The sequence below is a fragment of the Achromobacter sp. B7 genome (assembly GCF_003600685.1).
Lineage (GTDB): Bacteria > Pseudomonadota > Gammaproteobacteria > Burkholderiales > Burkholderiaceae_B > Achromobacter > Achromobacter spanius_B.
On the sequence record NZ_CP032084.1, the window covers coordinates 4,289,335 to 4,316,078 of the forward strand.

At 65.6% G+C, this 26,744-nt stretch carries 13 protein-coding genes; 1 reads left to right on the plus strand and 12 read right to left on the minus strand.

Annotated features, from left to right (window positions below):
• Positions 1–186: 186 nt before the first annotated feature.
• The 4 genes from DVB37_RS19375 to DVB37_RS19390 form a co-directional block, all read right to left on the minus strand.
• Positions 187–12,984, minus strand: coding sequence for a filamentous haemagglutinin family protein (locus DVB37_RS19375; RefSeq protein WP_120156487.1), 12,798 nt, complete (start codon positions 12,982–12,984; stop codon positions 187–189).
• Positions 12,985–13,096: 112 nt separating this feature from the next.
• On the minus strand, positions 13,097–14,053 hold the full coding sequence (locus DVB37_RS19380; protein WP_240433935.1) for a FecR domain-containing protein: 957 nt from the start codon (positions 14,051–14,053) through the stop codon (positions 13,097–13,099).
• A gap of 2 nt (positions 14,054–14,055) precedes the next feature.
• Entirely contained in the window at positions 14,056–14,643 is a 588-nt protein-coding gene (locus DVB37_RS19385) for an RNA polymerase sigma factor (protein WP_082134478.1), read from the minus strand.
• Positions 14,633–15,316: a secretin and TonB N-terminal domain-containing protein gene (locus DVB37_RS19390; protein ID WP_240433936.1), complete on the minus strand. Its 684-nt coding sequence runs from the start codon at positions 15,314–15,316 to the stop codon at positions 14,633–14,635. Before DVB37_RS19390 ends, DVB37_RS19385 begins: the two co-directional genes overlap by 11 nt.
• A gap of 229 nt (positions 15,317–15,545) precedes the next feature.
• Here DVB37_RS19390 and DVB37_RS28755 point away from each other — a divergent pair, with 229 nt between their 5' ends.
• The gene (locus DVB37_RS28755) at positions 15,546–15,965 is read left to right on the plus strand and encodes a hypothetical protein (RefSeq protein WP_240433937.1); all 420 of its coding nucleotides are present in this window, start codon (positions 15,546–15,548) and stop codon (positions 15,963–15,965) included.
• 32 nt (positions 15,966–15,997) lie between these two features.
• Here DVB37_RS28755 and DVB37_RS19400 read toward each other — a convergent pair whose 3' ends face one another.
• The 8 genes from DVB37_RS19400 to DVB37_RS19435 form a co-directional block, all read right to left on the minus strand.
• Entirely contained in the window at positions 15,998–16,363 is a 366-nt protein-coding gene (locus tag DVB37_RS19400) for a cupin domain-containing protein (RefSeq protein WP_046804839.1), read from the minus strand.
• A 28-nt stretch (positions 16,364–16,391) separates the two neighbouring features.
• On the minus strand, positions 16,392–16,946 hold the full coding sequence (locus DVB37_RS19405; RefSeq protein WP_120156490.1) for a helix-turn-helix domain-containing protein: 555 nt from the start codon (positions 16,944–16,946) through the stop codon (positions 16,392–16,394).
• A gap of 165 nt (positions 16,947–17,111) precedes the next feature.
• A complete protein-coding gene (locus DVB37_RS19410) occupies positions 17,112–17,894 on the minus strand; it encodes an aldolase (RefSeq protein ID WP_120156491.1) in 783 nt (260 codons plus the stop codon).
• Between the two features lie 114 nt (positions 17,895–18,008).
• Positions 18,009–18,989: a tripartite tricarboxylate transporter substrate binding protein gene (locus tag DVB37_RS19415; RefSeq protein ID WP_120156492.1), complete on the minus strand. Its 981-nt coding sequence runs from the start codon at positions 18,987–18,989 to the stop codon at positions 18,009–18,011.
• Between the two features lie 567 nt (positions 18,990–19,556).
• Positions 19,557–20,891 carry an SMEK domain-containing protein gene (locus DVB37_RS19420; protein ID WP_120156493.1) on the minus strand — a complete coding sequence of 445 codons (1,335 nt, stop codon included), beginning with the start codon at positions 20,889–20,891 and terminating at the stop codon, positions 19,557–19,559.
• A 913-nt stretch (positions 20,892–21,804) separates the two neighbouring features.
• Positions 21,805–24,171, minus strand: a complete 2,367-nt coding sequence (locus tag DVB37_RS19425; RefSeq protein WP_120156494.1) for a hypothetical protein — start codon at positions 24,169–24,171, stop codon at positions 21,805–21,807.
• Positions 24,172–24,176: 5 nt separating this feature from the next.
• Positions 24,177–25,517 (minus strand): hypothetical protein, encoded by a 1,341-nt coding sequence (locus DVB37_RS19430; protein ID WP_120156495.1) that lies wholly within the window; start codon positions 25,515–25,517, stop codon positions 24,177–24,179.
• Entirely contained in the window at positions 25,514–26,677 is a 1,164-nt protein-coding gene (locus DVB37_RS19435; RefSeq protein ID WP_120157580.1) for a Fic family protein, read from the minus strand. The genes DVB37_RS19430 and DVB37_RS19435 overlap by 4 nt, the downstream gene beginning before the upstream one ends.
• Positions 26,678–26,744: the final 67 nt, after the last annotated feature.

Here is a 26,744-nt window from a genome sequence, read left to right on the forward strand (position 1 = left end):
TAAGAAAAACTTCATGAAAAAGAATCGCGGCGTGCGCGGTCGCCGGGGGTCGCCGCCTTGCGCGGGGATTCTGGCCACGCGACATGACGGCGAATGCAGTGCAAGCGGCGTGGCGAAAAAAAAACGCGGCCGGTGCAAACCGGCCGCGCATACCAGGCATGGTTGGGGCATGCAGGAGGCACCCCCCTACATCGTCAGGCGGCTTTTCTCCTCGGCGCTCAAGCCGCCGGTTTCGCTGGCGTTCAGCGCACCCGCGCCCAGCACCTGCACGGCGCTGGCGGCGTCGTACTTGGGCGCCGCCGATGCCGCCCCGGCCGGCGGCGCGGTCGGGGCGGCGCCCGCCACCGGCTCGTCGCCATAGCCCAGGATCTGCACATTGATGACCGACGGCTGATTCTGGCGCGCTTCGTTTTGCGCACGCTGCGCCGAGGCCTCGGCCGCATTGACGGCCGAAGTCGCCGCGGCGCTGGCCGATGACAACGCGCCGGTATTGACGGCCGCCGACACCGGCACGCCCGCGCTGTCGCCCTGGGCCTGGATGTTGGCGGCGTTCACCACCTGCAAGGCCGCGATGTTGACGTTGCCCGACACGCGGATGCCGGCCTCGCCCGCGTCGATCGTGCCCAGCGGCGCGTACAGGTCCACGTCGCCCGCCGGCACTTCCGGCAGCGGCGCCAGCGTGGCGATGCCCGCGCCGGTGCTGGGCGCATTGGGCGACAAGGTCACGTTGCCCACGGCGTCATATTCGCGCTTGGGCGGCGAATACAGCACCGTGGTCTTGGACCCGCGACCCGCGTTGATGTCGCCTTCGGCCGACCACGCCGTGATGCCGCCGCCAAAGGTCGTCATGACGCGGCTTTGCCCCAGCAGGATGCTGCCTTGCGCATACAGCTGGATGTTGCCTTCGCCCTGCGTGATGATGCCGGCCGTGGCGGGCGGCGCCACGCCTTCCACGCCGAACACCTGCTGCCCGCCCGGCGTCATCAACTGGATGTCGCCGCCGAAGCTGCTGCGGATGCCCGCCGCGCCGTACAAGGTGATGTCGCCGTCATACGCGCCGGGCGTCGCGTCGGAAAACAACGCGGCGATGGCCTGGCGACCGCGCAGATAGCTGCCGTTGCGCGGGCTGCTCTTGTCGTTGTATTCGCGGCCCCCGGCACGCAGCTCGGCAAAATACACCTGCCGCGCGAAGATGCGTTGCTGCTCGGCAGGCAGCGCCGCGAACACCGCGCGCGCATCGTCCGTGCTGCCGGCAAAGCCATAACGCTGCGTCAACCACAGCAGCAGTTCGGCCTCGTAGGTCTTGAAGGCCAGGCCCTGGTCGACCAAGGGGCGGCCGGGGTCGGCGGCCTTGGCCGGGTCCAGATAGCGGTCGATAAAGCCCGCGTAATCCGGCCCCTTGGCGCCCACGCCCGCCTGCACGGCGATGGACGCGCCCAGCCGGTGGTCGCCCGACAGCACCGGCCCCAGGCTGGTAATGGACGCGCGATCCGCCATCAACACGTGACGCCCCGCCGATACCTCAAGCACGCCGGGGCCGGCCACCTGGAACGAGCTGTACAGGATGTCGCGCCCGGCGGACACGCGCGATACGTCCAGCGCGTCGCGGTGCAGGAACAGGTTGCCCGCCGAGGTCACCGACGTCGAGCTGGCGCCAAAGTTCATGCCGTTGGTCGTGGGCACATCGGTCTTGACGCCGGTGTCGGTACCCGAGGCCACGATGTCGCGGCCCGCCATCATCCACACCGGGCCCGACGCCTCGTACCACGTCTGCCCGGTATTCGGCCCCTGCAAGACCGAGAGTGCTTCGCCGGTGCGCAGCCCCACGATGTCGCCATCGCGGGCGTAAAAGCGCGTCACCGCATTGGAACCCGCCGCGCCGGCCGTCGGCGCATTGAAATAGAACAAGGGGAAATGGGTGTCGCGGGCGCCGTCGATGCCGTCCACGCCCTTGTTGCCCAGGGCCACATTGGAGTTGGCTTCGGACAGGTAGCCCGCAAAGGCCGGCGCGAACACGTTGGCCACGCTGGCGGGGTCGGCGCCCGAGCGGTTGATGGCGTAGCCGCCCGCGTAGATGGAATTGCCGGCCAGCACTTCCAGCTGGCCACGCGCGCCCGGCGCCAGGGTCAACGAATACGGCAGCCCCGAGGCCTCGTTGTTCAGGTAGCCGGCCGACACGCCCGCATACACGCTGCCGTCGTAGGCCGTGGCGCGAAGAATCGACGGATACAGATAGCGTCCGTCCGACGGCGACGTATTGCGCCCGGTCTGCACCGACAGCCCCTGCGCGCTGTGCGAGGTCTGCCGGCTGGGCGTCAGGTTGCCGCCCGCGCTGGACAGTTCGATGGCGGTGTTCTCGGTCCACATCGAGAACCAGCTGGTGCCGCCGCCGGTGCGCAGGGTGCCATCAAGCAGGTGGTACGGCGTGGTGTTGGGCACCGCCACGCGGCCGGGGTCGCCGGCGCCGCCCACCACCAGGTCACCGCGCGTATCGATGCGCATGACCGAATCGCCGGGAATCAGCACCAGCCCGCCCGTGGCGCTGGTCAGGGTGGAGACATACGGGTCGTAGCCGCGGCTGTCCTTGGCGTCCTGCTGGTTGACTTCGTTGCCGTACCGCAAATCCAGGCCGCCCACCGCGCCGCTGGATAGCCCGGCGTGGCCGCGCAGGTTGATCAGCGCGCCTTGCAGGTCGAGCGCGGGTTCGCCGTAGTACGGCGTGGGGCCCGCGGTGGACGAGACCCGTCCGCGTGCGCTCTGCGTGGGGTTAAGCCCGCCGCCCACACGGATGTCGATGTCGCCGCCGCCCGTCAGCGTGATGGCGCCATCGGCCGCGACACGCCCGGTGCTGCCCACCGCCACGATCAAGCCCTGGCCGCGCGGGTTGGTGACGGACCCGCGCGATTCGATATTGCCGGCGTCGCCGTCCACGCGCAGGTTGACGTTGCCGCCGCCCAGCGCGCCAAAGCCCGTGAAGCCCACCAGCAGCGGCGTGTTGTCCTTGAAGTCGGAAGGCGCCTTGACGTAGCTGCCGAAGTTGATCCACCACGCGGTGGGCGTATCGCCGCCGTTGGCGCTGCCCGAGCCTTGCCGCCACAACCAGTTGCCCACGCCCACGCTGGGCGCCAGCACGCGCGCGTCGAAGGGGCCACCGGTGGTCTTGCCCCACACGTCGCCGCGCAGGGCGCCGCCGGTGTACAGGCCCAGGTTGCCGCCTTGTTCCGGATACCAGGCTTGATAAGTGCCGCCCTCCGATACGAAGGGTTCGTAGGTGCTGGAATGCGCATCGCCCAGCACCGTGGCTTCGTAGCGGCCGCGCGGCAGCTGGTAGGCGGGCGCCACGTCGGCGGACTGCGTGCCCGCCGTGTAGACCCCGTAAGCCGACATCAGGCTGATGTCACCGCCGGCCGCCAGGTCCAGGTCGCCCGTGCCGGTGCGCAGCACGCTGAAGTTCTGCGTGTGCGCGGTTACCGTCGTCGACGACTTGTTCTCATAGCACTGCTCTGGCGAGCGCGCACACTTTTCCAGGTCTTCGTCCGACACCGGCGACCCGGCGGGCTGACCGTACGTGTTGTCCGGCGCCCAGGCCCAGCGGGGCGGCGGCAGGCACAGCCCTTCGATCGCGTCGCACAACCACAGCAGGTCTTCCGGCACCGGCGCATAGGGCTCGAAGCCGGAGGGGCCCGCCTCGGGGCCCCACACCAGGCCGGCGCCCATCGCCAGCGTGACGTTGTAGTGGCTGTCGGCCAGGTTCAGCTTGCCGGCGCCAGGGCCGGGTTGCACGCGCAGCGGGTCCGCCGCATCCAGGTCCGCGCCGGCCACCAGGCGCACCGACCACGACTGGCTCCCGGCGGGCAACATCTGCGCCAGCGCCCAGTTGCGCCGCTGGTCGGCCGTCGTGCCGGGGCGCAATTCGACATAGTCCACGCCATCCGGAAACACCAGCTTGGCCTGCGACGGAATCACCGCGCCTTGTTTGAGCGTGATCGTGCCCGCCATCAACAACACGTTGGGCTCGTAGCCTTGCGTGGTGTACAGGTTGGGCAGGGCCACATTGGCCGGCCACGTGAACGCCTGCATGGCCGTGCCCGCCGTCAACAGCGTGCCCGCGCCCAGGCGCGTGCCCACCGGCAGGTCCACCGCCTGCTTCAGGATGCTGCCCGCCGCGTACACCAGCTGCCCGGCCGCATCGCGCACGTCGCCGGACAACACCGTGCCCGCCGCGATGGACAGCGGCTGGTTCAGCGCCGCTTCAACGGGCAGGCGCGTGCCGGCGGCCAGCGTCGTCGGCTGCAAGGGCAGCGCGTAGTTCAGCGTTTTGCCGCCGGGAAATTCGGTGCCGTCGGCAAGCACGACGCCGCCGCGCGGCAACACCACATCGCCGCCGAAGGGCTGCGCGCCCGGCGTCAGAATCCAGCCGTGCTCGTCGTCGGGCGTGGCTGCCGGCGGCGCGAAGCCGTCGTTGATGCTGCCGAAGACGTCCAGATTGCCCTTGGCGCGCAAGGTCAGCGCGCCCGCCTCGCCCGAGCCGTACACCGACGTCATGGCCGAACGCGGGTTCAGGCTGGCATAGCGATAGCCCGACAGGTCCAGGTCGCCTTGCACGACCAGGTCGCCATCGCCCGTCTTGCTGACGATTTCTACGCCCGGCCGCAGGTGGAACACGTCGCGGTAGGTGGCGTTGTTCAAGCCTGCAAGCTTGGCGTTCAGCAGATTGCCGTTTGCCAGTGCGTTGCCGATGAACGTTGCGCTGTCGCCATGCAGCGTGTCCAGATAGGCCTGGTCAATGATCTGATGGCTGCGTCCGTTGGCGCGGTCGGCCGGGTCGCCAACGCGCGCGTCGTCATAGCGCTGCATGGCCGCCAGCGAAATGGATTTGGCGCCGTCGATGGTCAGCGGCCCACGCGCGTCGATAGCGATGTCGCCGGCCGTGGCCGCCGCGCCGCCATTGACGCCCGCGTTGCCCGACGCGTCGATACGCGGCGCCAGCAAGTCCAGCGTGCCCCGCGAGGCCCCATCGTGCTGACCCGCGCCGGTACCTGCCGTGGCGGCGGTGCCGTGGCGCAGGTCGATGCGCGCGCCGCTGGCCAGCGTCAACACGCCGCGCCCGGCGTTCAGTTCGACCACCGCGCGGTTGGGCGCGTCGATGATCTTGCCGTAGCTGTCCACGCGCAACACGGTGCCGTGCGTGTCCAGCACGGCGTTGGACGCCAGGGTCAGCCCGTCGCGCGCGGCCAGGCGGATGCGGCCCACGCGTTCGCCGCTGGCATCCACCACGCCGGCCACCGTCAGACTGCCGCTGTCGATCGACAGATTGATGTCATTGGCGCGCAGCGTGTTGCCCAGCGTCAGGCTGCCTTGCTTGAGCTGGAAACTGCGCGCGCCGAAGACGCCGCCCTCGTTCAGGCGCTGGTTAAGCGCATCGAAATCCGTGCTGAGCGTGGCCGCCGTGCCCAGATGCTGGGCGCGCACGTCGATGCTGCCCGCGCGATACGGCACGGCGGTACCGCCGGCATCGTAATGCCCCGAGCTGGCGCCCAGGATGCGGCCTTGCAGGTCGACCACACCGGCCGACGCCGCCAGCGCATCGGCCCGCAGCGTGCCCGCGTTGTTCTGTTGCGCCGACAGGTCGATCAGCGCGCCGCCCGCTTGCCGGATGCCGCCCTGCGCGCTTTCCAGAATCACATCGCCGCCCCAGCTGTAGCGCAGCACGTCGTTGAACGCGATGGCCCGGCCGGACACGTCGATTTGCGACGCCCCGGTCAGCAACACGCCGTCGCGGCCTTGCAACGTGAGCTTGCCGCTGGGCAACACGATACGGCCGTCGACCTGCACCGTGGCGCCGGACAGGCCGACTTGCGCGCCCAGGTCCTGCACGGCCGCCACCGGCCCGGCGCCGGCGCCGGACAGGCGGACGTCGCCGCCCGCCAGCATCTGGTTCACCGAACCCGCGCCCCCGGTCAACAGCGGCGTGTTCAGGTTCAGGTTGCCGCCGCGGTACGCGTAGCGGCCGGTGCTGCTGTCGAATGCGCCCTGCGATTCATACACGGACAAGCTGCCGCGATGGTTTGCCGTGATCCGGTCGCTGGCGTTCAGGTTGACGCTGGCAAAGCCCAGCGCCAGACGCGCATTGTCTTCCTGGCCGCTGGGCTGCGCGCCCTGGCCATAGCCGAATTCGATGCGCTCGGCGTCGATGCGCAGCACGCCCTTGCCCGTGCCCGCGCCGCCGGCCACCACTGCGCCGGGCGCTTGGGTTGCGCCGTTCCAGATCAGGTTCTGGGTGCGGATGCCCGCCTCGTCGCCCGCGTCGCCAAACCCGTAGATGGCCGGGGTGCCCAGCGCCAAGGTCGCCAGGCTGTATTTACCGGTGACCGGGTCGCGCGTGTCCAGCGCGACGGTGCCGTAGAAGTTCATCGCGTCGCGCGCGGTCAGCGTCAACACTTCCAGCGCGGGCGCGCCCATGCTGGTGTCGCCGCGCAGCAAGCGGGCCAGGATGTCCTGGTTCAGCGTCAGGCCGCTGGGCAGGATGCCCTGCGCCGCCGCCTGCGCCAGCGTTTGCGCCGTGCCGACATTGACGGCGCCAACCGCCAAGGACAGGTTGCGGGTGCCGTAGCGCACCTGCTCGCCCAGGTCGAAGGCGCCGTTGGTGGCGGCGGCGATGGTGCCTTCGGAATACAGGCGCGTCACCTCGCTGCACGCCGTGGTGGCGCATGTGCCGATGCGGATGGCGCCGGTGGCCAGCGCGTCGGGCGCCAGCACGTCAAGGCGGCCATTGGACACGGCCAGCAGGCTGGCGCTGCCCGGTTGAAAGGCGTAGCCGCTGGTGGAATCCACGGACGGCGCGCCCCGGCCCAGCGTCGATATCCCGGCGCCGGCTTCAAGCTCGATGGTGTTCGCCGAGAGCAGCACTTCGGGCGCGGTCAGCTGCGCGCCGGTGCGCAGCACCACTTCGCGGGCGGACTGCTGGAAGGTATAAAAGCGCCCGCCCTGCCCGTAGGACACCACCGGCATCGCACCGACGACCAGGCGGCTGGCGCCCAGCGCCGTCAGCGCATCGGCGCCCACCGACGTGCCCGCGAAGCCTGCCGTGGGCGCCTGGCCCGGGGCCAGGATCTCCACCGCGGTGCTGCCGCCGTTCACCGCCACGGCGCCACCGAAGCCACCTTGCGCAGCCTTGAAATTGGCCTGGCCTTCAAAACTGAACGCCTGCCCGTCGGACGAACCGGGATGCAGCGCCAAGCGCAGGGTGCGTGCGTCGGCGGGCAGCATCGCGCGTGGCACGCCGCGCGTCACGGCGTCCGCCGCCACAAAGCTGGCGTAGCTCATCTCGTTGTATTGCGACAGGGTCCGCAGCACGTTCGCCGGCGTCAGGATGACCGCGCTGGCCAGGCTGTTCGCCACCTGTGTGCCGGCGGTCGACAAGGACCCGCTTGCGGCCCAGGACTGGTTGCGCATCCGCATGGGCGTCACCGCCGCGCCCGCCGTGGCCGCGCCGTTGATCTCGACGCGGAATGCGCCGGGCAGCAAGGCATAGGTGGACGGCAGCAAGGTGTAGGTGCCGGCCGGCAAGCCGGGCACGCCCGCGCCCAACGTGATCTGCCGGCCCACGCCGGGCGTGGACGCGCCGGCCTCGCCGCCCACCGGGGCCACGGGCGCCTGCGCGCCGGGCACGATGGCGTACACCGGGTTGGCGGCCAGGCCGGGCAACGTAAAGCCGCCGTCGGGCTGGTTGCGCACCAGCGGCGCGTAGCGCGCATCGGTGGAACCGCCCCGGCCAGACACAAAGCCCGCGCCGGTCAACTCGCCGCCACCGGACAGGTCCAGCACCGAGCCCGGCAGCGCATCCACGTCCTGGAATGCCAGGGTAACGCCGGTGCGCAGCGCGGCCTGGTCGCCGATGCCGGCTGCGCCCCCCACGCCCACCAAGGACACCGGCGCGCCCTTGAACTGATACGACACGCCGTCCGTCGTGCCGCCATAAGGCATCAACAAGCCGGCGCCGCTGACCGAGGTCACGCTGCCGGGCAGCAGGCTCAGGCGTTGCGTGCCCATCCGTTCGCTCAGGTCGCCGAGCACAATGGCGCCCAGCGGCGCGCGGATGACGCCGCCCTGCTCTACGGTGGCGGCCGCCAGGCGCAATGAGCCGAACGCCGAATACGGAATGGGCGGCAACGCAGCCGTCGCGGCATCGTGACGCGCCACGGTCAGGCGGCGATCGGGGTCGAACCCCTGCGTGCCGTCCTCGCGCCGCGTGTAGCCGGCCAGCACTTCGGCCTCGGCGCCGGTGGCGGGATAGACCTGCGCGGCAATCAATGCCAGATCGCCACGTGTCCACAGTCGCGTGCGCGGTTCGTTGTCGTTGTTGGCCAGAAAGCGCAGGTCGCCCGCGCTGTCCAGCGTCACGCGATCAAAGCCCGCGCGCGCCACCGGCAGCGCACCGCCCACGCCGCGCACGATCGAGCCCTGCGTGCCGAAGGACAAGCTGTTGCCCACTTCCAGCAGATTGCCGGCGCGCACGGTGAAGGCGCCTTCGCCCACCTCTGCCGCATCGGCGAACAACACGCGCGGACGCAGCACGCCATTGGTGGCCGCATACTTGCCCAGGCCGGACAGCCGCACATACGACGAAGCCAGGTTCACGCGCGTTTGGGCGGCGACTGTTGCGGCGGCTGTTGCGGCGGCTTGCGGCGCCACCGAGAACGCGCCGGCATACAGGCGCAGGCTTTGCGCCGTCTGGATGTTGACGTCGCCGTCAAAGGACATGAGGCCGTTGGACAGCAGCCCCAGATGATCGAAGCCTCCGCCTGCCAATAAGCGCGTGGTGTCCAGGCGGGTCTGGCCATAACGCAGGCCCTCTTCGGCCTCGCCCGGTTTCAGGTCGGCGCGCAGGCCCTGGCCGTGAGCGGTCGCGCCCAGCACCAGCTCGCGCGGCACTTGCACGTCAATGCTTGAAACGTTGTCGCCCGCAATGCGGTACAGCGGGGTTTCCAGCGCGATATCCAGCGTGCCGCCCGATGCGTTGGCGCCGCCCGCCCGTGCGATGAACGTGCCGTCCAGATGCAGGCCGTTGTAGGAACTGAGCGAGATGCGGCCACCGTCGCCGTTCAGTGGCACCGCGCCCACGCCGTTCACGTCCACCACCGTGCCCGCGCCCGACGCGTTCAGCACCGCGCCGGGGCGCACAATCACGTAGGCGTCGGCCGACGTCGCCGTGGCGCGGTCATGATTGATCTCGCCGCCGATCACGATGACGCCGCCCGAGTCCGCCACGCCATAGCGGCGGCCCTGCGCGTCGATGCCACTTTCCGCGCGCCCGGCCACGTCCAGCACCGCCTGTTCGCCGATCCAGATCGAGCGGTTGTGCAGTTCGCCATCGGCGGTGTCGAAGGACTCGGCCACGTCCAGCGTGCCCACGCGCAGTTGTCGAATATCGATCTTGCCGCCGGCGGCCGTCAGCGCGCCCGCGACCGTGATCTGCCCGGCGCCCAGCAGTTCGATGCTCTGGCCCGGGTCCACGTTGATGCGCGCGCCCCGGCCGATGTTCAGTTCGACCAGCTTGTCGGCGCCCGCGGTCGCCACGCTGCGACCGCTTTGCAGCAGCAGGCTGGCGCCGCGCCGCCGCGTTGCCGTGCCCGCCACGGGATCATGTTGATAGACGGGCGGCAGCCACGTGTCCAACACCGCTGCCGGGTCCGTGCCGGTGGGCACGCCTTGCGCGCCCGACACGGGGCGATAGACGGGCATCAGCACATCCACGCGCGCATCGTCAGCCACGGTCAGGCCCTGGCTGCCGGTAATCTCGTAACGCGAATAGCCCTGCTGGAAGAACGGCGCGGCCAGGGTCAGCGTGGCCTCGGCGGACGCCAAGGGGTCGGCGCCGACAGCCACGGCTGCCGCGCCCCCGGGTGCTGTGCCGGACGCATCCGGCACAGCACCCGGCACGGAGGGCTGCACCGCTGCCGGGCCATCGCCCAACACGATCTTGCCCGCCACCAGTTTCAGCGTGCCGCCGCCTTCCACGCCGTAGCCGCGCAATTGCGCGCCCAGGGTCACCTCGCCCACGGAGCCGTCGCCGGCCGCCACCGCGTCTATGGTCGTGTTGCCGCCCTTGCCGCCCGTCACCTTGTTCTTGGGCCGCAACACCGCGCCAGAGCTGACGTCGATGACGCTGCCCGCCGCCAGCTGGATATCGCCGCTGCCGCGCACGGACACCGAGCCGCCGTTCAGGTACGGCATGGCGGCCGTCTGTTCGGGCGACAGGGCCAGGTTGGTCCACATGCCCGTGGCGTCCAGCCGCGTGCGCGCGCTGAGCGCGACGCGGGGCCCATCCCCCTCGCCCGCCGCGCCCGCCACACCTGCCACCGTATCGGTCACCCCCGACGGCGAGATCTGGCTCAACACATTGCCCAGCCGGATGCTGCCGGCGCGTGCCGTCAGCGTGGCATCCACCGACACCTGGTTCGCGAACAAGGTGATGTCGCCGGCCGGTCCCACCTTCAGATCCGACTGCACGGTGATGTCCTGCGCGGCGATCTTGATGGCGCCCAGCCCCGCGCGGTTCAGCTGCGCGGTGTCCAGTTGCAGGGTGCCCGCGCGGTCGTCCGGCAACGCCGTGTCCAGATCCAGACCCGCCGCAATCGCGGCCACCTGATCCGACAAGCTGACGTGCTGGATCGTGTTTTCCGACAGGCCCAGCGCGTATTGCAACGCGCCCGTGCGCTTGTCGTAGTAAGGCGTGTACGCGCCCACCACCAGCTGCGCACCGCGCGCCGCCGCCCGTTGCGATTGCTGATAGCCGTCCAGCCCCGCTTGCGCGGCGGCGGTCTGGCGTTCGCCTTGATAGGTCTGGCCAACGAGCTCGCCTTCCAGCACCGCGCTGCGGGTGCCGATCAACAGCCTGCCCGCGTCGCGCCCCACCGTGTAGCCGCTTTCGAAACGTTCCTTGGGCGCGATCAGCGGATTGTAGAAATACTGCGTCTGGCCCCAGCGCTCGTGCGTGGCCTCATAGCCCTTGTACAGGCCGGTATAGGCCAGGTCGCCGGGCGCGCGCGACACCTCGTACAGCCGGCCGTCCGCCCCGCGCAGCCAGGTCTGCCGGATCTTGCCGTCCTGCACGTCCAGCGTGCCGCCCGACACGTTGATTTGCGAACCGGCCCGCATCACGACGTCGCCGCCCGTGAATTCCACGTTGCCGCCCTGCGCCATCCATTCGTTGACCGCATGGCCCTGCGTGCCCAGATACCCGCTCACCTCCAACAGGCCGCCCGCCGTGTACCAGCGGTCGGTGGCGTAGCCGTTGGTGCCGGCTGGCACCAGCACCAGGTCGCGCGCATCTACCCAGATGTCGTTGTTGTTCAGCTTGCCGCTATCGCGGTTGATCGGCGCGTCGCGCTGCTCATTGCCCTGGACGTTGATCTTGACGCTGTTGTTCTCCATCGCCACGGGCACGCCCACGGCGCCCGCCACGTCCAGAATCGCGCCCTCGCGCACCAGCGCGCGCTGCGTGGCCTGCACGGCGATCTGCCCGCCCGTGGCCAGCGTGATCGACCCGGTGGCAAAGTCCACCGTGCCGGAACTGTTGATTTCCACGCGGGACAACTCGCGCCGGTCCGCGCCCGCCGCCACTACTGTCGCATCGGTTGCCGGGGTGACCGGCACGCGCAGGCCGTCGCGCTGGCTGTCCAGCGCCAGTGCGCCGCTGCGGTCCAGCAGGATGGCCGTGGTGCCAGATTCAGCCAGGGTGATCTTGCCGGCCTCGCCCACCCCGTTCAGGTGGACCGTGCCGCGCGTATCGACCGACGTGCTGGACAGCACCACGCCGCTTTGCACGACGTCGCCGCCCGTCATCGTCACGTCGCCCACGGCGGCCTGGATCAGGCCCGTGTTGGCAACGCGGCCCGGCGTGCCGGTGGGCGTGACTTCGTTGCCCTTGGTGGTGGACAGCAGATTGCCGGACGTGCCCTGGCCGCGCTTGATGACGAAGTTGTCGCCCGCCGCCAGCGCGGCTTGCCCGGACGGCGTTTTGATCGTGCCCGCGTTGTTTACTTCCTTGCCCAGCAGCAGCACATAGCCGCCGCCCGCCGTGGACGTGGCCGGCGCCGCCGTGCCGATCAACGCACCGGCCTGCACGTCGATATTGCCGTGCGCGTCGGTAAAGGTCGGCTGCGCGCCGTTGTCGGCGTACACCCCCTTGTCACGAAACTGCGCGTCGGTGATCGCGCCGGCGGCGGCCACCACGTTGCGCGCGTTGACCTGGCTGGTGCCGGTGAAGATCACGCCGTTCTGGTTCACCACCATCACGGTGCCGTCGGCCTTGATCGCGCCCTGGATCTGGCTGGGCTTGGCCGCCGCGCCCACCACCCGGTTCAGCACCGCGTCGTCCGCGCCCTGCTTGAATTGCAGCGTCGTGTTGCGCCCGACGTTAAAGCTGTCCCAGTTCAGGATGGCGCGCGATTGCGTCTGTTCGATGGTGACGACCTGGCGGCCGTTCTGCACGCTGGGCGACGCGGCTTTCGCGCCTTCCCATTTGGCCAGGTCCCCCGTGGCGGCCCACAAGCCGCCCTCGACCAGGCCGTCGGGCACATCGGCGCCACCGGCGGCGGCCGCCGCGCGCGCTGCCGCCTGCGCGGCTTGCTGCGCGGCGACGGCGGCGGCCGAGCGGTTCAGGTTATCCAGCGACCGCTGCAACTGCTGGCGCGATTGCGCCTGTTGGCGCGCGCCGGCGCCTATGCCCGCCATACTGCCGTCGGGCATGCGGCCGGTGCGCTGCGCCGTCGACTGCACGGCATTCTTGTCCGAGAACCAGCCGGGGCTGAAGGCGCGCTGCTGCGCCTGCGCCGCGCCGCTGGCGCTGCCTGCGATCAGCAGCGCGGTGACCGCCTGGGACAGTGGCGTCGGACGCCAGTTCGGGCGCTGCCGCCCCGGCACCCGCCCCATGTTCCGCTTGCCACCCGAGTCCGACATCCGTGCCTGCATGATCGCCATCCCTTGTTCCAATCGCGCGAGTTCTTCACTTAGAACAAGACAGACGGATAGAAAAATGCAGACCAGAACGCTGTCACAAATAATTCATCCAGACAGGCGTTTTACGACGCGCTTATGACAACAACACCACGCCAGCGGGCAGATGTGTCACACGCGCGCCATACGCATCGCGGATCAGGCGTTCGGCGTCAGCCACCTGCGCCAACGAAAACCGCGCTTGCACCAGACGCTTGCCCAGTTGATCGTTCATCAGCACCAGCCGGCCCCGGCGATAGCGGTTCAGTTCATCCACCACCTGCGCCAGCGGCTGCTGGTTGAACACCAGCCAGCCCTGACGCCACGCGGTGACGACCGCCGTGTCCACCGCCACCGGCGGCATCACGCGCGCATCGTCATAGCGCAGTTCGCGGTTGGCCGCCACATCGAACACGCCTTCGGCATGCACCAGCCGCAACGCGCCGGACAGGCAGCACAGCCGCGCCTGCCCGTCGATATAGCGCAGGTTGAACGTGGCTTCGCGCGCGGTGATACGGCCTTTGCCCGCGACCACCACGGCAGGCGTCGCACCGGCGCGTATCTCGGCTTCGCCTTCGGCCAGCTCGATCACCGCACCGTTTGCGTCGTTGCCCACGTCAAGACGCGTCAGCGTATTCATGTCCACGTCCACCGACTGGCCCAGCGCCACGCGGCGCTGTTCGCCCGCCGCCGTGCGGTAGTCCGCGCCCAGCGTGTCCACGCCGGGCCACAAGCCCAGCGGGGGCTTGAACGCCAGATACGCCGCTGACGCCGCCAGCGCGCCGCCCAGGAACGCGCGGCGACCGTTCAATGCCGGCCGCTGCGCACGGCGGCTCGCGCGGTCGGCAACCACGCCCTGAATGGCGTGGCCCATGCCTTGCCACAGCTGCTTCTGGGCGGCGAACGCGGCGGGGTGTCGGCTGTCTGCACGCAACCAATCGCGAAACGCCTGCGCGTCGTCTTCGGTGGCGCGGCCCGAGGTCAGCGCCAATAGCCACTCGCGCGCCTGTACGGTAGCGGCGTCTTCCTGCTTGTTCCGTCGGGGCATGCTCATCGTCAACGCCATGGTGTTTCGTCCCGGCACGCTTCGCGGGAGGGGACGCCCGGGTGGCTCGTTCCGTTGCCCGTCGCCTGCCCGGCCGCAAGGAGTTCTTGCGCGCAATGTTCCAGCGCGCGCTTCAGTTCCTTGGACACGATGCGCTCGGACACGCCATAGCGCCGTGCAATTTCCGCATGCGGCAGCTCTTGCACGCGCGCGGCCAGCACCATCTGCTGCGTCCGTTCGGGCAGTTTCTTCAGCGCACGCTGGAACGCATCGATCTGGTTGCGGCCTTGCGCGATGCGGGCCGGGTCTGCGGCCTCGTCCGCCAGGTGGATCAATTCACTGATTTCAACGCCCGTCAGTAGGCGGGAGTCGCGGCGACGCTGGTCTTCCGCGATGTTCAGCGCCACGCGAAAAAGATAGGCGGCCGGTTGCTGGATGGACGAACTGGCGGGCAGGTCGTTCACCTTCAAAAACGCTTCCTGCATGGCGTCGTGCGCCAGGTCGTCCGAACCCAGTCGTCGACGCAGCTGACTGCGAAAGTCGTTGTAGCGTTCCAGAAACAACGCCCGCAACGAGCCGTCCGGTTTGTTATCCCGCACTGCCGGCTCCCCTGTCCGCATCGCATTGCGCCGCACTGCGCGGCGTCAGCAGCACCGTCAACGGCTGCGGCATCCCTGCCGGCAGCGGACCAATCACTGCTCCGCGCAACGCCGCTTCCAGGCGTCCGTCCAGGCCGGCTTGCCCCGTTGACGACACCCACCCAACCCGGCTGACGCGCCAGGCCTTGTCGAACCACAATTGCACCAGCGCGCGGTAGTTGCCCGGCTGCGTGGCCGCCGCCGCGCACAGGGCGCGTTTCAACGCCGTCTGCACCACGGCGGCGTAAGGCGTGTCGCGCAGGCGCTTGCCCGCCGCGCCGGCGCCTGCCGCCGTGTCCTCGTCCTTGGCGACCAGCGTGAAAGACCGCGCGCTGGCATAGCGAATCGATAGCGGCGAGCCGGCCAGCAGCCGGCGCAACGCTTCGCTGGGCGTGTAGGCGCCCACCACCGCGGGCGCCTGCCTGCCCGCCGTCAAGGTGCTGTCCACCAACACGGTCAGCCCGCTGGCCAGGCTGTATTCCACCAACGCCTGCGCCAGGGGCTGCGCGGCAATCTCGAAGCGCATGGGCTTGGCGGGGGGTGCCGCGGCATGCCCAGTCGGCGACAACGCCAGCAGGCCCCAGGCCAGACACGCGCGCAAGGCCACGCCACGGCCCTTGAAGACGCTCTTCATAAACGTGACCGCAAGGGAAAAGTGCCTGACATGGCCGCAACAGAGAACGCCATCAGCGCCCGCGCCTGGAAAAGCCGCCATGCTAGAGCGGCTGAATGACGCATTCGTGACACTTGACGCGCGCGGCGCGCGCCGCCGCCACGCAACGGTCACCTACGGGGTGCGGGCGGTCTCTATACTTTTTGGATTGCGTCGGCCACGTTTGGCCGGACCGTTCAAGGGAGCGCGCATGCGCAAGGTGCGGGGGGCCAGGGGCCTGTGGCTGGAGGTCGTCGTGATGGGCGGCGGCGCGCTGGGCGTGGTTGGCGCGTTGGGGCTTGTGGGCGCGGGCGCCATGGCGCAGACCGTGGAGGCGCGGACCGTAGAGGAGCAGAAACCGGCGCAGTCGGCCCTGCCACCGGCTTCGGCCCGGTCAAGTGGCGCGTGCATCGAGACCGAGGTCAACGGCTACCGGGCCCTGTCCTACGACTGCCTGAGCCAGAAGATGGCGCCGGACACAACGGCTAACCGGCCGTCGCCGGGGCTGGCGTCCGAGGCCATCACGCAACGCCCGCCCAACCAGATGGGCCTGCCCACGCCCGCCACCATCGGCAACCGCATGGGCAACACGTTTGGTACGTCAGCCTATCCGCAACGGCCGCAGCCGTAATCGAAGTGACTGTGGCGCACTCCCGCGCGGCGCTACACCGTGCGGCAGATGAAATAGATTTTCTTGACGAACTGATCCACTTCCCAGCGGCCCGTATACCCCTCGGGCATCACGAAGGCTACGCCCGCGGTCAGTTCGTGCACGGTGCCGTCCGGATCGACCAGCCGCGCCGCGCCTTCCACGATGGTGCCAAATTCGATATAGCCCGTCGTGTTCGCCTGGAACACCCCGGCGGTGCTTTCCCATACGCCCGCTTCCGCCTTACCGGCGTTGCCTTCAAAGGCGGTGACGGTCTGAAAGGCCGCATCGCCCGAGATCGGGCGGCGGGGCTTGCCGGGCACCGGATTCTTCATCGGGCCTGCGTCGATGCGGACTAGCCGCGATGAATCGTGCTTCATGGCTTACCTATGCAAAGTTGTCTTGGGTTCAGTGCGCCGCCACCACCAACACCTCGGCCATGGCGCGGCTGACCGTGCGCATGCGGTGCGGCAGTTCGGAATCAAAGTAAACGGAATCACCGGTTTCCAGGCGGAATTGGCGTTCGCCCACCTGCACTTCGACGGCGCCTTTGAGCACCAGCAGGAATTCTTCGCCCGGATGCGGGAACACCGCCGTCGCGTCGGGAAATTCGCGCGGCGGATGCACCACAAACGGTTCCATCGCCTTGACCTTGCGACGCCCGGCCAGTGATTCGTAGTGGTATTGCACGCCCGGCCCGCCGCGTTGCAGCGCCTCGCGGTCGCCCACGCGCACCACGCTGACCACTTCGTCTTGCGCGGCGCCGTCTTCGCCGACCAGTTGCGATACGCCTACGCCATAGGCTTCAGCCAGGCGCAGCACCGTCGAAATCGACGGTTCGCTCAGGCCGCGTTCCAGCTTGGACAGGTAGCTTTTGGTCAGCCCGGTGCGCTGCGCCAGCTGTTCCAGGGAAAGCGCTTGCTGGCGGCGCAGGGTGCGAAGGCGGGGGGGCAGGTCGATCATGGCGGGGGGTGGAAAATCGGACCGGTAAGAATGCCCGAAACCAGCGCCGCCGTCGAGCCGCCCTGCCCGCCCTGACTGCCCGATCCGCGCCGCATCCTGCTCGCCTGTCCGGTGCCCTAACCGGTCCCCTGTCCGGTCTCCTATCCGGCCGCCCGCTGCCTCGGGCTACGACAACACGTCCGGATGCGCGCGCAGCGCCCGGCGGGCGTAATACGAAAACCCCACCTGCGACCGCTTGGGCGTCAGGATCCAGTCATGCGCTTCGCGTCCCAGCGCGGGCGGAATAGGCTGGATCTTGCCCGCCGACATCGCCAGCAACTGCATGCGCGCCGCGCGTTCGAACTGCAAGGCCAGCACGCAGGCCTCTTCCACCGACCCGGCCGCAATCAACATACCGTGGTGCGACAACAGAATCGCCCGCTTGTCGGCCAGCGCCGCCGAGATGATCTCGCCTTCTTCATTGCCCACCGGCACGCCCGGCCAGTCCTTCAGAAAAGCCACATCGTCGTACAGCGTGCAGTTGTCCATGTGCGACACCTCCAGCGGCACCTCCAGCATCGACAGCGACGCCACGTGCAAGGGGTGCGTGTGGATAATGCAATTCACATCGGGGCGCGCGCGATAGATCCACGAATGAAAACGGTTGGCCGGGTTGGGCATGCCGCCGCCCTCTTGCACACGCAAATCTTCATCCACCACCAACAGATTGCTGGCCGTGATTTCATCAAAGCCCAGGCCCAGCCGCTGCGTGTAATAGCGCCCCGCTTCGGGCGTACGCGCGGTGATCTGCCCCGCCAGCCCGGAATCGTGGCCGCCATCGAACAAGATGCGGCACGTCAGCGCCAGCCGTTCGCGCAAGCTCCATTGCGGCGTATCGAACTGGCGCTGCATCTCGGCTTGCGCACGCGCGATCAGTTCTTCTTTTCCCAGGTGCATCGTATCGGTCATCATGTCTCCGTCGTGCCGTCCTTCATCAACGGCGTAAATCCCGGCCGCGCACATGGGCGCGCTTGCCGGGGTGTCCATAGCATAAAGGGCGGCCGCGTCGCGACCGCCCGCCGGTCAATCCATCTTGATGTTGGCGCGCTTGACGATGTCGGCCCACTTGGCATTCTCGGCCGCGATAAAGCGCCGATATTCCTCTGCCGACCCCGTGTACAACTGCGTGCCCTGCGCCGCCAATCGATCCTTCAATTCCGCCGACGCCAGCGTCTTTTGCAACGCGGCGTTCAGGGCGGCCACCACCTCGGGCGGCGTGCCGGCGGGCGCCAGCAAGGCGTTCCACGAACTGATCTGCAAGGCCGCATCGCCCACTTCCGCGCTGGCGGGCACGGCGCCCGCCGACGCCAGCCGCTTGTCCGCCGCCACCGCCAACGCGCGCAATTTGCCCGAGGCCACGTGCGGCATGATGATCGGGCTGGCGTCCATCACCACATCCACCTGTTCGCCGATGGCCGCGTTGACTGCTTCGCTGCCGCTCTTGAACGGCACATGCACAATATCCACGCCGGCCGTCAGCTTCAACAATTCCAGCCCCAGATGCGGTGAACTGGCATTGCCCGCCGACCCGAAATTCAACCGCCCGGGATTCGCACGCGCGTAAGCCACAAACGCAGCAAAGTCCGCAGCCGGCAACCCGGCGCGCGTAGCCAGCACGAAAGGCGACCCAGACACCATGCCCACCGGCACGAACTTGCCGGCGTCGTAGCTCAGCTTGCTGTAGATCAGCGGATTCACGATCTGCGTGCCCACGGTGCCCATGAAGACGGTGTAGCCGTCGGCCGGCGCACCAGCCGCCAACTGCGCGGCAATCACCCCGCCAGCCCCGGGCCGGTTTTCAATGACGACGCTTTGCCCCAAGGCATCACCCATCCCCTTGCCCACCTGCCGCGCCACGATATCCGTGATCCCGCCCGCACCAAACGGCACCACCAGCCGGATCGGCCGATCGGGATACGCCGCATGCGCCCCACCCGCCCAGACGGCCATTCCCGCCGTCACACACATCGTCGCCAGCGCGGCGAACTTGCCAAGCACCTTCATGTCATTCCCCTTGGACGGGCTTTATTTGCCCCAATGACACAAAGTGTCCTACAGAACATTGATTTTCCGCAAGGGGAATTTTGGATGGAGGGAGTATGAGGGGCGGCGAATAACGTTCGCGATTTTTGATGAAGTTCGCCTGTTGGCTTTGGCGGGCAACGTCTGCTATTGCGTGGGCAACATCTTTTCTTCTGTGCAGATGAACGGACTGCGGGTTGGAGAAAGGCGAACTTCGCGTTAAGCGCGATTAAATTGGCGCGACAGGCCAAGCCCGCAGATTCGGGGCTTTTGCTAAAGGGCATTAGGCAAGGGCGACAGACGTCTCGAGGCACTCCGCTCCAGGTTGGGAGCGGTAAGAGAAGAAAGCTGTCTTGTGTGGAAGGCCCGGAGGATCCTGCGGTCAGTGGCCGCTTCCGGCCAGATGCAGTCGTTCGGCGCAGCGTAGCGGAGGGGCGTTTCGTTTTGAAGCAGAACAAAGATGGCGGTTAACACGCCGGTACGAAGCGCTGCTTTCCTTGTTGATACTTGTTCTGTTTCATCTCGGCTACCGATACACGATCATGTCGGCTACTGATGCACGACAGCGTTCGCCGGTAGCTGATGTCTCGAAGCGTAGTCTGTCAGCATCTGCTGCAAGACCCCGACCGTGCTCGGCGAAACAATGCTTCGAGTCATGAACCCATTGTTCGCGGCCTGGAGAAAGTCTCGTTGGTTCCCCAGCGTGGGTGCGTGCCGTACCAGGTCGACCAGAAAACGATCACCTGAGTAGCAGCTCAATAGTTCATCCCTTGGCACACCAACGACATTGATGTAGATGGTCTTTTGCGTTATTGCTTCATGGATCTCCGCGGCGAGGAAGATTAAGAATATTCCGTCCCTTGTGCCCTTGTAGCTCAGTGGCTCGCTGATCGCCATGCGATACCGGTGCTCCCCGAAGTCGTTCGTCTTTCGCGCAGCGAGGAAGAAGTGTTGGTAGTCCGCTGACTTCACGTCAGCGACGTCTTTCACGCGGTCTAGAGAATTGAGACCTACTTCACTGGGGATGAGAAGAATCAGCTCCTCTGAATTGCTGATTGCTTCCCGTATGACTTGATACGACTTCTCAAGAGACCTACGCCAGTCCTGCGGAACCGAGCCCGGCCGCCCGTTGTATATGTGGCCGTAAGATCCGTCGATCCAGTCGCTGGCGACGCTGAACTGATCAGCAATGTAGGACACAACGTGCAAGTCGGCTGCTTCAGAGAGGCTTGTGTTGTTGGAAAAGATGCTGCGAGTGATCCCGAACTTCTTCAGCGGCTCGACGGCGTTGGCGATCGAAACGTCGTGAGCCTCGAAAAGGCGGCGTAGGTTCTGACCTGGCTTATCTACGCCGGCCAAGAATGGTCGTATCTTGTCCGAAAGCTCCTGCTCGATCCGATCAGCGAACTGCTCGATCTTTGCCGCATCTCCGCTTTTGGCCACAATGTTGTACAAGTCATTGAGATCGTAGATGTCCTTTTCGGGATCGAATTTGAATTCGCCTTGGGATCGAACGATCCGCTGGCTGTCGTAGCTGGCCTGTTTCTCCCCCAAAATGACGAAGATCAACTTAGCGTACGTATTCATGATGCCGTGTTCGAAGAATTTCTCTTGCGTCTCGACAATCTTGGTAGAACTCGACGTGACCGTCACCTGAATGGCGCAGTCGCCGCTCTTGGTGCCCAGATCGACTGCGGGAAAGTTGTGCTTCAGATTCAGGTTTTCCAGGTCGGTGTACCCCCACGTGATCCGTGCGAGATCCAGCGCTACCGCTTCGCCCAAAACTGCAGCGTCAAGTAGCCCTGCTTGAGTCTTGAAGTCTAGATAGTGTTTGTATGCTGCAAGGTAGATCGCGAGCCGGTGGACTAATGAAGTTGTATTCATCTTAGGCTGGGAAGTAGTAGTCAGAAATCCATCATCCTACAGATTTTCGGTAGGCGACCGTGCGAAGGGAGAGGCTGAATCTGCTTACGGTACGTCCGATGCTCGAAGACACTGAGCTGAGCAGCTAACTATGAATGTACCTTGCTCCACCAGCCGCCCACATGCCGTGGTTTAGGGGCGGCAGCTGCGGGCCGCCAACGCAGCACCCCTCGACACCAGTCTTCGAAGCCGTCAGTCGGCGACGTGCGCCGGCGACTGGTTTATGTCAAATAGCGTGAAGTCGGCTGCAAATCGTCGATTGCTGTAGTCGCGGCACAGCAGACGTCTGCAGGCAAATCACGAACGGCAGCAATGGGTCGGAACCGGACATCGGCTAGGAGCCGCAACCGGCTATTGACCTGCCGATCAGCGGACACGGCCAAGGCAGTTCCAGTTACGTGAACATAATTCCACCTCTCCTGCACTTCGACAACAGCAATGAGCCAGCGTATCGTCGGTGCTGCAATGCCCTCCCTGACTAACCGGAAACCGTCACCTAAAACACTGGATACGTATATGGCTGTGCCTTAACTAACACGGGGCAAGAAGTGATTTAAGTGTTAACCGGGCCTAAGAGGATGCGCCGCCGGTCGGCGCAAGAAAGGTTGGCAATGCTGTATGAGCTGCAGCAATTGCTGGACAAGAGATGATGGGAAACTAGATCGTGTGAAAGGTGCCGACGTCATGCATCGCCGAAGGTGGATTGCACGCGCATCCTCGTTGCCGAAGAACGACCAGCGAAGGCAGTTTGCGACGTCCTTGGTACACCGTGCTCAAACATGGAATGCTTAGCCGACCTACAAAGCATGTCGATGGTAAGTTAATCCCAATAAGAATTTTGTTTTCCACGGTCGCGCCAGCCTACCCAAACTTGTCAGTCCTCGATCTTGTTTGAGAAATCACGCATCTGCTCGACCGTCCAAAGCGGTTCGTCGGCATCCTGGGTAGCGCGTGCTTGCGCTCGCTTCGCCATCCATCGGCGATAGTCGAGGTTCGGATGTTCGTCGGCAAGCTCTTTGATCGCCGCGTACGCCTCTGAATCCGGTACCTCGACGAGCATGTTGAACAACGCGTCCCGAGCGTCCTGCGCGTTGTCCCGCAGCGTCGGCGAATAGACACCACTTCCGACCCGGTTGATGTCCTCCTCGGTGCGAATGTGGCGATGCATCAGAACGTAGAGCCGTTTCAGATCGCGAGCGTTGCGATATGCGCCCACACGCGTGCCCGCGCCGTGACGATCCCCCTGCAGAGCGACAATGAAAAGTTGAGCAAACGTTGACGCCTCGGTTGAAGTTAGTGCTTCAAGACAAGTTTCCAGGGCAGGAACTGCCGCCGCCGGATTGGTATCGACCCCGAGCGAGAACCAGCGGGGCCGTTGCTCAGCCAACTTAGCATCGGAAGCTTTCCTTGCCGCTAGATCCGCGAGGGATTCGGCCTCAACACTGCCGCCGGCCACGATGCTCAAGCAGTAGCCCAGCGCAACGGCATTGAGCACATCATGCGATCCCAGCCAATCCAGAATCAAAGGCGCGACGTCACTGTGCAGCCATGGTGCGTGATAGAGGATGTCATGGAGGATATAGTGCAGCGGCTGCTCGCCATTGCTATTGTTGAGTTCCCAGATGAGCTCAGTTGCCACGGCCTCGAATCCCGCTTTCGGAAAGGCACGATAGAGCGCCTCAAACCACGCGGGAAAGCCGTTTACCTCCCACGTGACGTAGCGAAAAGCGTGACGCGCTTCTTTCTCGGTCAGGCGGTGAGCAAAGGCGCTGTCTTCGGTGGCCTCGATTGCAAGGCCGCTCATTGCAAAGATCAGCGAGTAGGGCGTCGAGCCGATATCGCCGCCCTCCGATCGCAAGGTCGGGCAATAGATACGCCAATGCGAGATCGCGGCATCGCGATAAGCGCGCGCCACAGGCTCTCCAAACTCGAGGATCAGTGCTCTCCAATTCGCCCCGTCATCGCGGCTCGTGTTCGCACCATCGCTCCTAGCAGTGAGGAGCAGCTGGTACTGATCGTTGCTGAATTGCCCAGGCTCGACTCCTGCAGGATGCAACACCCGATCAGGATTAGCCATGAGCGCGCGCACCCAGTCGCCGCGATCCTTCTTTTGCTTGCGTTCACGCATGTCGCTCTTGAGTTTCCACCGCCGCTGTTGCGCGGCCCTCTCAATCATCGCCGGCGATGGTTTGGAATCAAGGCGCGCTTCCAGCATCTCGGCAAGCGCCACGTCGTCTGCGACGGCTGTGCGCAGCGCCGCGAGCCAAGCCGATGGTCTATCGTTATCCAAACAGATTTGGACACATCGCGACAGCGCTACGGCTCGGTCGTCCCCTTCTTTAGTAGTGATCCAGTCGAGACAACGCTCGAAATCCTCCGAGCCAAATCGCCAGAATTGACCGAGATGGGAAATCGGCCAATCGTCAGTCAAGGTCTCACCTTGCGCGGCCTTTTGCGCGCGGCATGCCGCGATCGACGTCCAGTAAAGGAGATCATTAAGTTCCGGCCAGCGAGGGACGTTTTTGTCTAGCCCGTTCTCATAGTTGTCGAAATCGCCGCTATGCCAATATCGTAAGACCGGAAAACTACTTAGCACCGCAAGCGCCGCAGGCGTGAGCGCTTGCGCGGACCGTGCGGCCACCAAGCGATCTACGGCGTGCAGTGCGACCGGCATGAGCCACGCGGATTCTTTCGAGACGTGGACAATGCCACGCTCCACAAAAGGCTCCTGGCTGAAGAAGGTATGTAGACCCTCAACCAAGCGTCCAAGCGGTTGATCTTCAGCTGCGTCTGCCATCACCGGTAGCTTGTCGACGAACCGGTGAAGGGAATCGCTCAGACCGGTCACTCCGAACCGCTTGTACGGCGCCGCGTGGGCGAGAGTTTGCAGCACCAACGCCACACCAACCGCAGTCGGTGCGGCCCAATCGACCATCTCGGAGATCACGGCGCGATCCAAGGGATTGGAATCCTCGGCGATCATCGTCAAGAGCTCATCCTTCAATGCTTTGTCGCCTACCGCCATGACACCTCGGATTGCGGCAATGCGCGCGTATTTACCACGCGATGGGTCCGCGGCGATTTGCTTAAGTGCCGGCGCGCAGCTCGTCATCTCGCCTTGCCAGACAAGCCGCCCGAGAAAAAAGATAACGTCGTCATTGTCTCGATATTTTTCGAGTAGCTCCAATGCGTCGGGCGCCAGGTCGGGAGCGGCGATGCGTTCGATCGCACTGTTGTCCATGAGCCTTAACCTCCTCTTTCGTTGGCAATGCGATCGACGATATCGCGAAGCATGGCTTGGCGAACCGTCAAGGGCAGGCGAGACGGGTCGCCGCCTTCACTCGCGATTTCCGGGGCCAAGGTAAGAGCTTTGTCTCGCATCGCTTCGTCAAACAAGATTAGCCAGGCCAGGATGGGGCGTGTTCTCGGTACGATGACTTCCTCACCATAACTTTCGCGAAAGAATAGATTCTCGACTCGCACCCGTGCCCCTGGCTGATTCATGAGAGCGTTTGCCCATTCTGCACTGAGCAGCTCGCGGATCTCCCGGTGGCGAAACCGGACACCGTTATAAACGATGTCATCGAACAAGCCGGTCCGAAGGAGCGTATCGATCTCGACGTCAGACCAGCCCGTCAGTAAGGTTCGCGGATCGATACGATCGGCAGAATGGGGCCCGGTGGGTAAACCGATGACGGTTTTGCCGGTCATCGTTACGGCACCAGCCAGTAAGCACGCCCCATCCCGCATCTTGGCAGCGTTATGGCGAGGCGGGATAATTCCGGCCGACCGCGGTTTGATCTGCAAGGCGATCATTCGCTGCAGCACTTCGAAGCGACTCCCTAGCCGATGATCCGCAACCCACACCTCAATCAACCCTATTAGGTCGAAGGGACGCTCGGCGAGGGCCAGCAGGTTAGCCCGCTTCACCGCATCGACGAAATCGTTGACGTCGCTCACGCCATAATGACCCGCAAAGAGCGAGATCTCGTCTTCGGAAAGACCGGCGAGCCGATACATCTTAAGCGTAGGATCGGTATCACGGACTGTACGGTCGTCTTCCTCGTCGGGAGCCGGCTCGCCATAGGGGAGGTTCTGCTCGACCAACGTCTGATCAGGCAGCGCGCGCCAAGCGTCCTCTCGGCTAGTGATGAAGATGCGCGCGCGATCCAAGCCGGCATAGATCTTGGCTCCGAAAATACGCACAGCATTCTCTAGCGCGCGCGGCGTTTCCAACTGAGCTTCGTCGACCGAATCAAGGAAGAACCAAGCTTCTTTCGTTGAGGCGAGCCAGTCGTTGAACTCGGCTGCAGTCCCCACTTCGAACGACTGATCGAACGTCGCGTCGATTTTTTCGATCCGGATGAAGAAGGCGTAGTCGCCACGCTCCTTGATCCGACGCGCACGAGTCTGAGCTTCGAATGTCTTGCCAGCTCCAGGATCCGCAATTATCAGGACGCGGAACTCGTCCGCGATTTCGTTCCATCGCTTAGACCGGCCTGGGGCCGGCATCAAATAGTCCCACTCCTTCAAGTGAGACGACATCGGCGAAAACCGCCGGATGAGTTCAACGCTCTTATCCGTCATGTCCGGGATCCAGCGTTTGCAGGGTAGAGATTGGGGAACCACCGGTCAGCGACGTCGGAGGGAAAGGCCAGACGCAGGGGCGCGCGGTGAGTCGCTGCCGTGAGCATCCCCCTCTCGACCAGCTTGGCCGTGACATTACGCGCGCCTCTCTCCCCGTAGCCTGTGAGCGAAGGAATTTTTGAGCGTTCAACCTCGCCACTTATCACAGCTTCGCGCAAAACTGCAAAGCTGCCAGGGAGCAGGCGCTTCGCCCGCACCTCCTCTTCGATGTGGATTTCCACGCGCGTGAGCAGCGTCGCCGGTTCGAGCAGGCCACTCATGAAGCGGATCTGATCTACTGAGCAATCTAGGAAGAATTTGCAAAACTCGATCAGCCCACGTTGCGTCAGATTGCCGCGACCGTCGAGATCGCCTTCGCGCGGTCTATCGGCCTGCGCTAGCAAAGACTTGTACCGCCCTTCATCTCGCGCCAAGCCTCGGGCAACTGACCAAAGGCTGGTGCCCACCCCGAGGCGTCTGAATAAGGCATGAGACATCAGCCGTGCGACACGGCCATTGCCGTCAAGAAAGGGATGTATCCAAAGCAGGCGATGATGGACGGCTCCAACGGTCTGAAGCTGTCGGGATTTGCTCAGCGGCGGCGATCCGTACGCCGCGTCGAAACGCGCCATAAATCGGGGTAGATCTTCATGTGGCGGCGGGACGTGCCGTCCGACCTGCACGTCTCGCTTGCGCCATTCGCCGGGAACGATTTCCAGGCGCGCCCCAGTTTTTTCGTCAGTAACGAACAGCATTTCGGGAGGCAGTCGCGAGCAAAATGCTTCATGGAGCCAAGACGCATATGCCGCGGATGCTGGCCAGGCATCGGGATCGCGCCCGGTATCAATGAGCCGCTGGACGTAGATATGCGCAACGGCCTCCTTCTGAAGATCACGCTTCTTGGGTTCGGTAGAAAAGTCGTTGGCCAGAGCCCGGTCAATGTCGCGCGGATGAGTGTCGTGACCCTCAATCAAATTGGAGTAATAGCAATTCATCGAGCGAATGAGATCACCGATCGAGTCCCGGAGAAGTGGACGAATCTGGCCCGCGAGTAAGTTGGCTTCGGCGATAAGCGGCAAGATGTCATCATCGAGGAGTCGCGATGACTCGTCGGGGACCATAGGGCCCATGCTCGTGGTATCCATCCCGGTATGATACCGGATTAAATGCCGGTTTGCAGTTTTATTT

Coding starts and splice junctions, on each gene's coding strand:
- DVB37_RS19375 (WP_120156487.1), bottom strand. CDS start 12,984: ATGGCGATCATGCAGGCACGGATGTCGGACTCGGGTGGCAAGCGGAAC.
- DVB37_RS19380 (WP_240433935.1), bottom strand. CDS start 14,053: ATGAGCATGCCCCGACGGAACAAGCAGGAAGACGCCGCTACCGTACAG.
- DVB37_RS19390 (WP_240433936.1), bottom strand. CDS start 15,316: ATGAAGAGCGTCTTCAAGGGCCGTGGCGTGGCCTTGCGCGCGTGTCTG.
- DVB37_RS28755 (WP_240433937.1), top strand. CDS start 15,546: ATGCGCAAGGTGCGGGGGGCCAGGGGCCTGTGGCTGGAGGTCGTCGTG.
- DVB37_RS19400 (WP_046804839.1), bottom strand. CDS start 16,363: ATGAAGCACGATTCATCGCGGCTAGTCCGCATCGACGCAGGCCCGATG.
- DVB37_RS19405 (WP_120156490.1), bottom strand. CDS start 16,946: ATGATCGACCTGCCCCCCCGCCTTCGCACCCTGCGCCGCCAGCAAGCG.
- DVB37_RS19410 (WP_120156491.1), bottom strand. CDS start 17,894: ATGACCGATACGATGCACCTGGGAAAAGAAGAACTGATCGCGCGTGCG.
- DVB37_RS19415 (WP_120156492.1), bottom strand. CDS start 18,989: ATGAAGGTGCTTGGCAAGTTCGCCGCGCTGGCGACGATGTGTGTGACG.
- DVB37_RS19420 (WP_120156493.1), bottom strand. CDS start 20,891: ATGAATACAACTTCATTAGTCCACCGGCTCGCGATCTACCTTGCAGCA.
- DVB37_RS19425 (WP_120156494.1), bottom strand. CDS start 24,171: ATGGACAACAGTGCGATCGAACGCATCGCCGCTCCCGACCTGGCGCCC.
- DVB37_RS19430 (WP_120156495.1), bottom strand. CDS start 25,517: ATGACGGATAAGAGCGTTGAACTCATCCGGCGGTTTTCGCCGATGTCG.
- DVB37_RS19435 (WP_120157580.1), bottom strand. CDS start 26,677: ATGGTCCCCGACGAGTCATCGCGACTCCTCGATGATGACATCTTGCCG.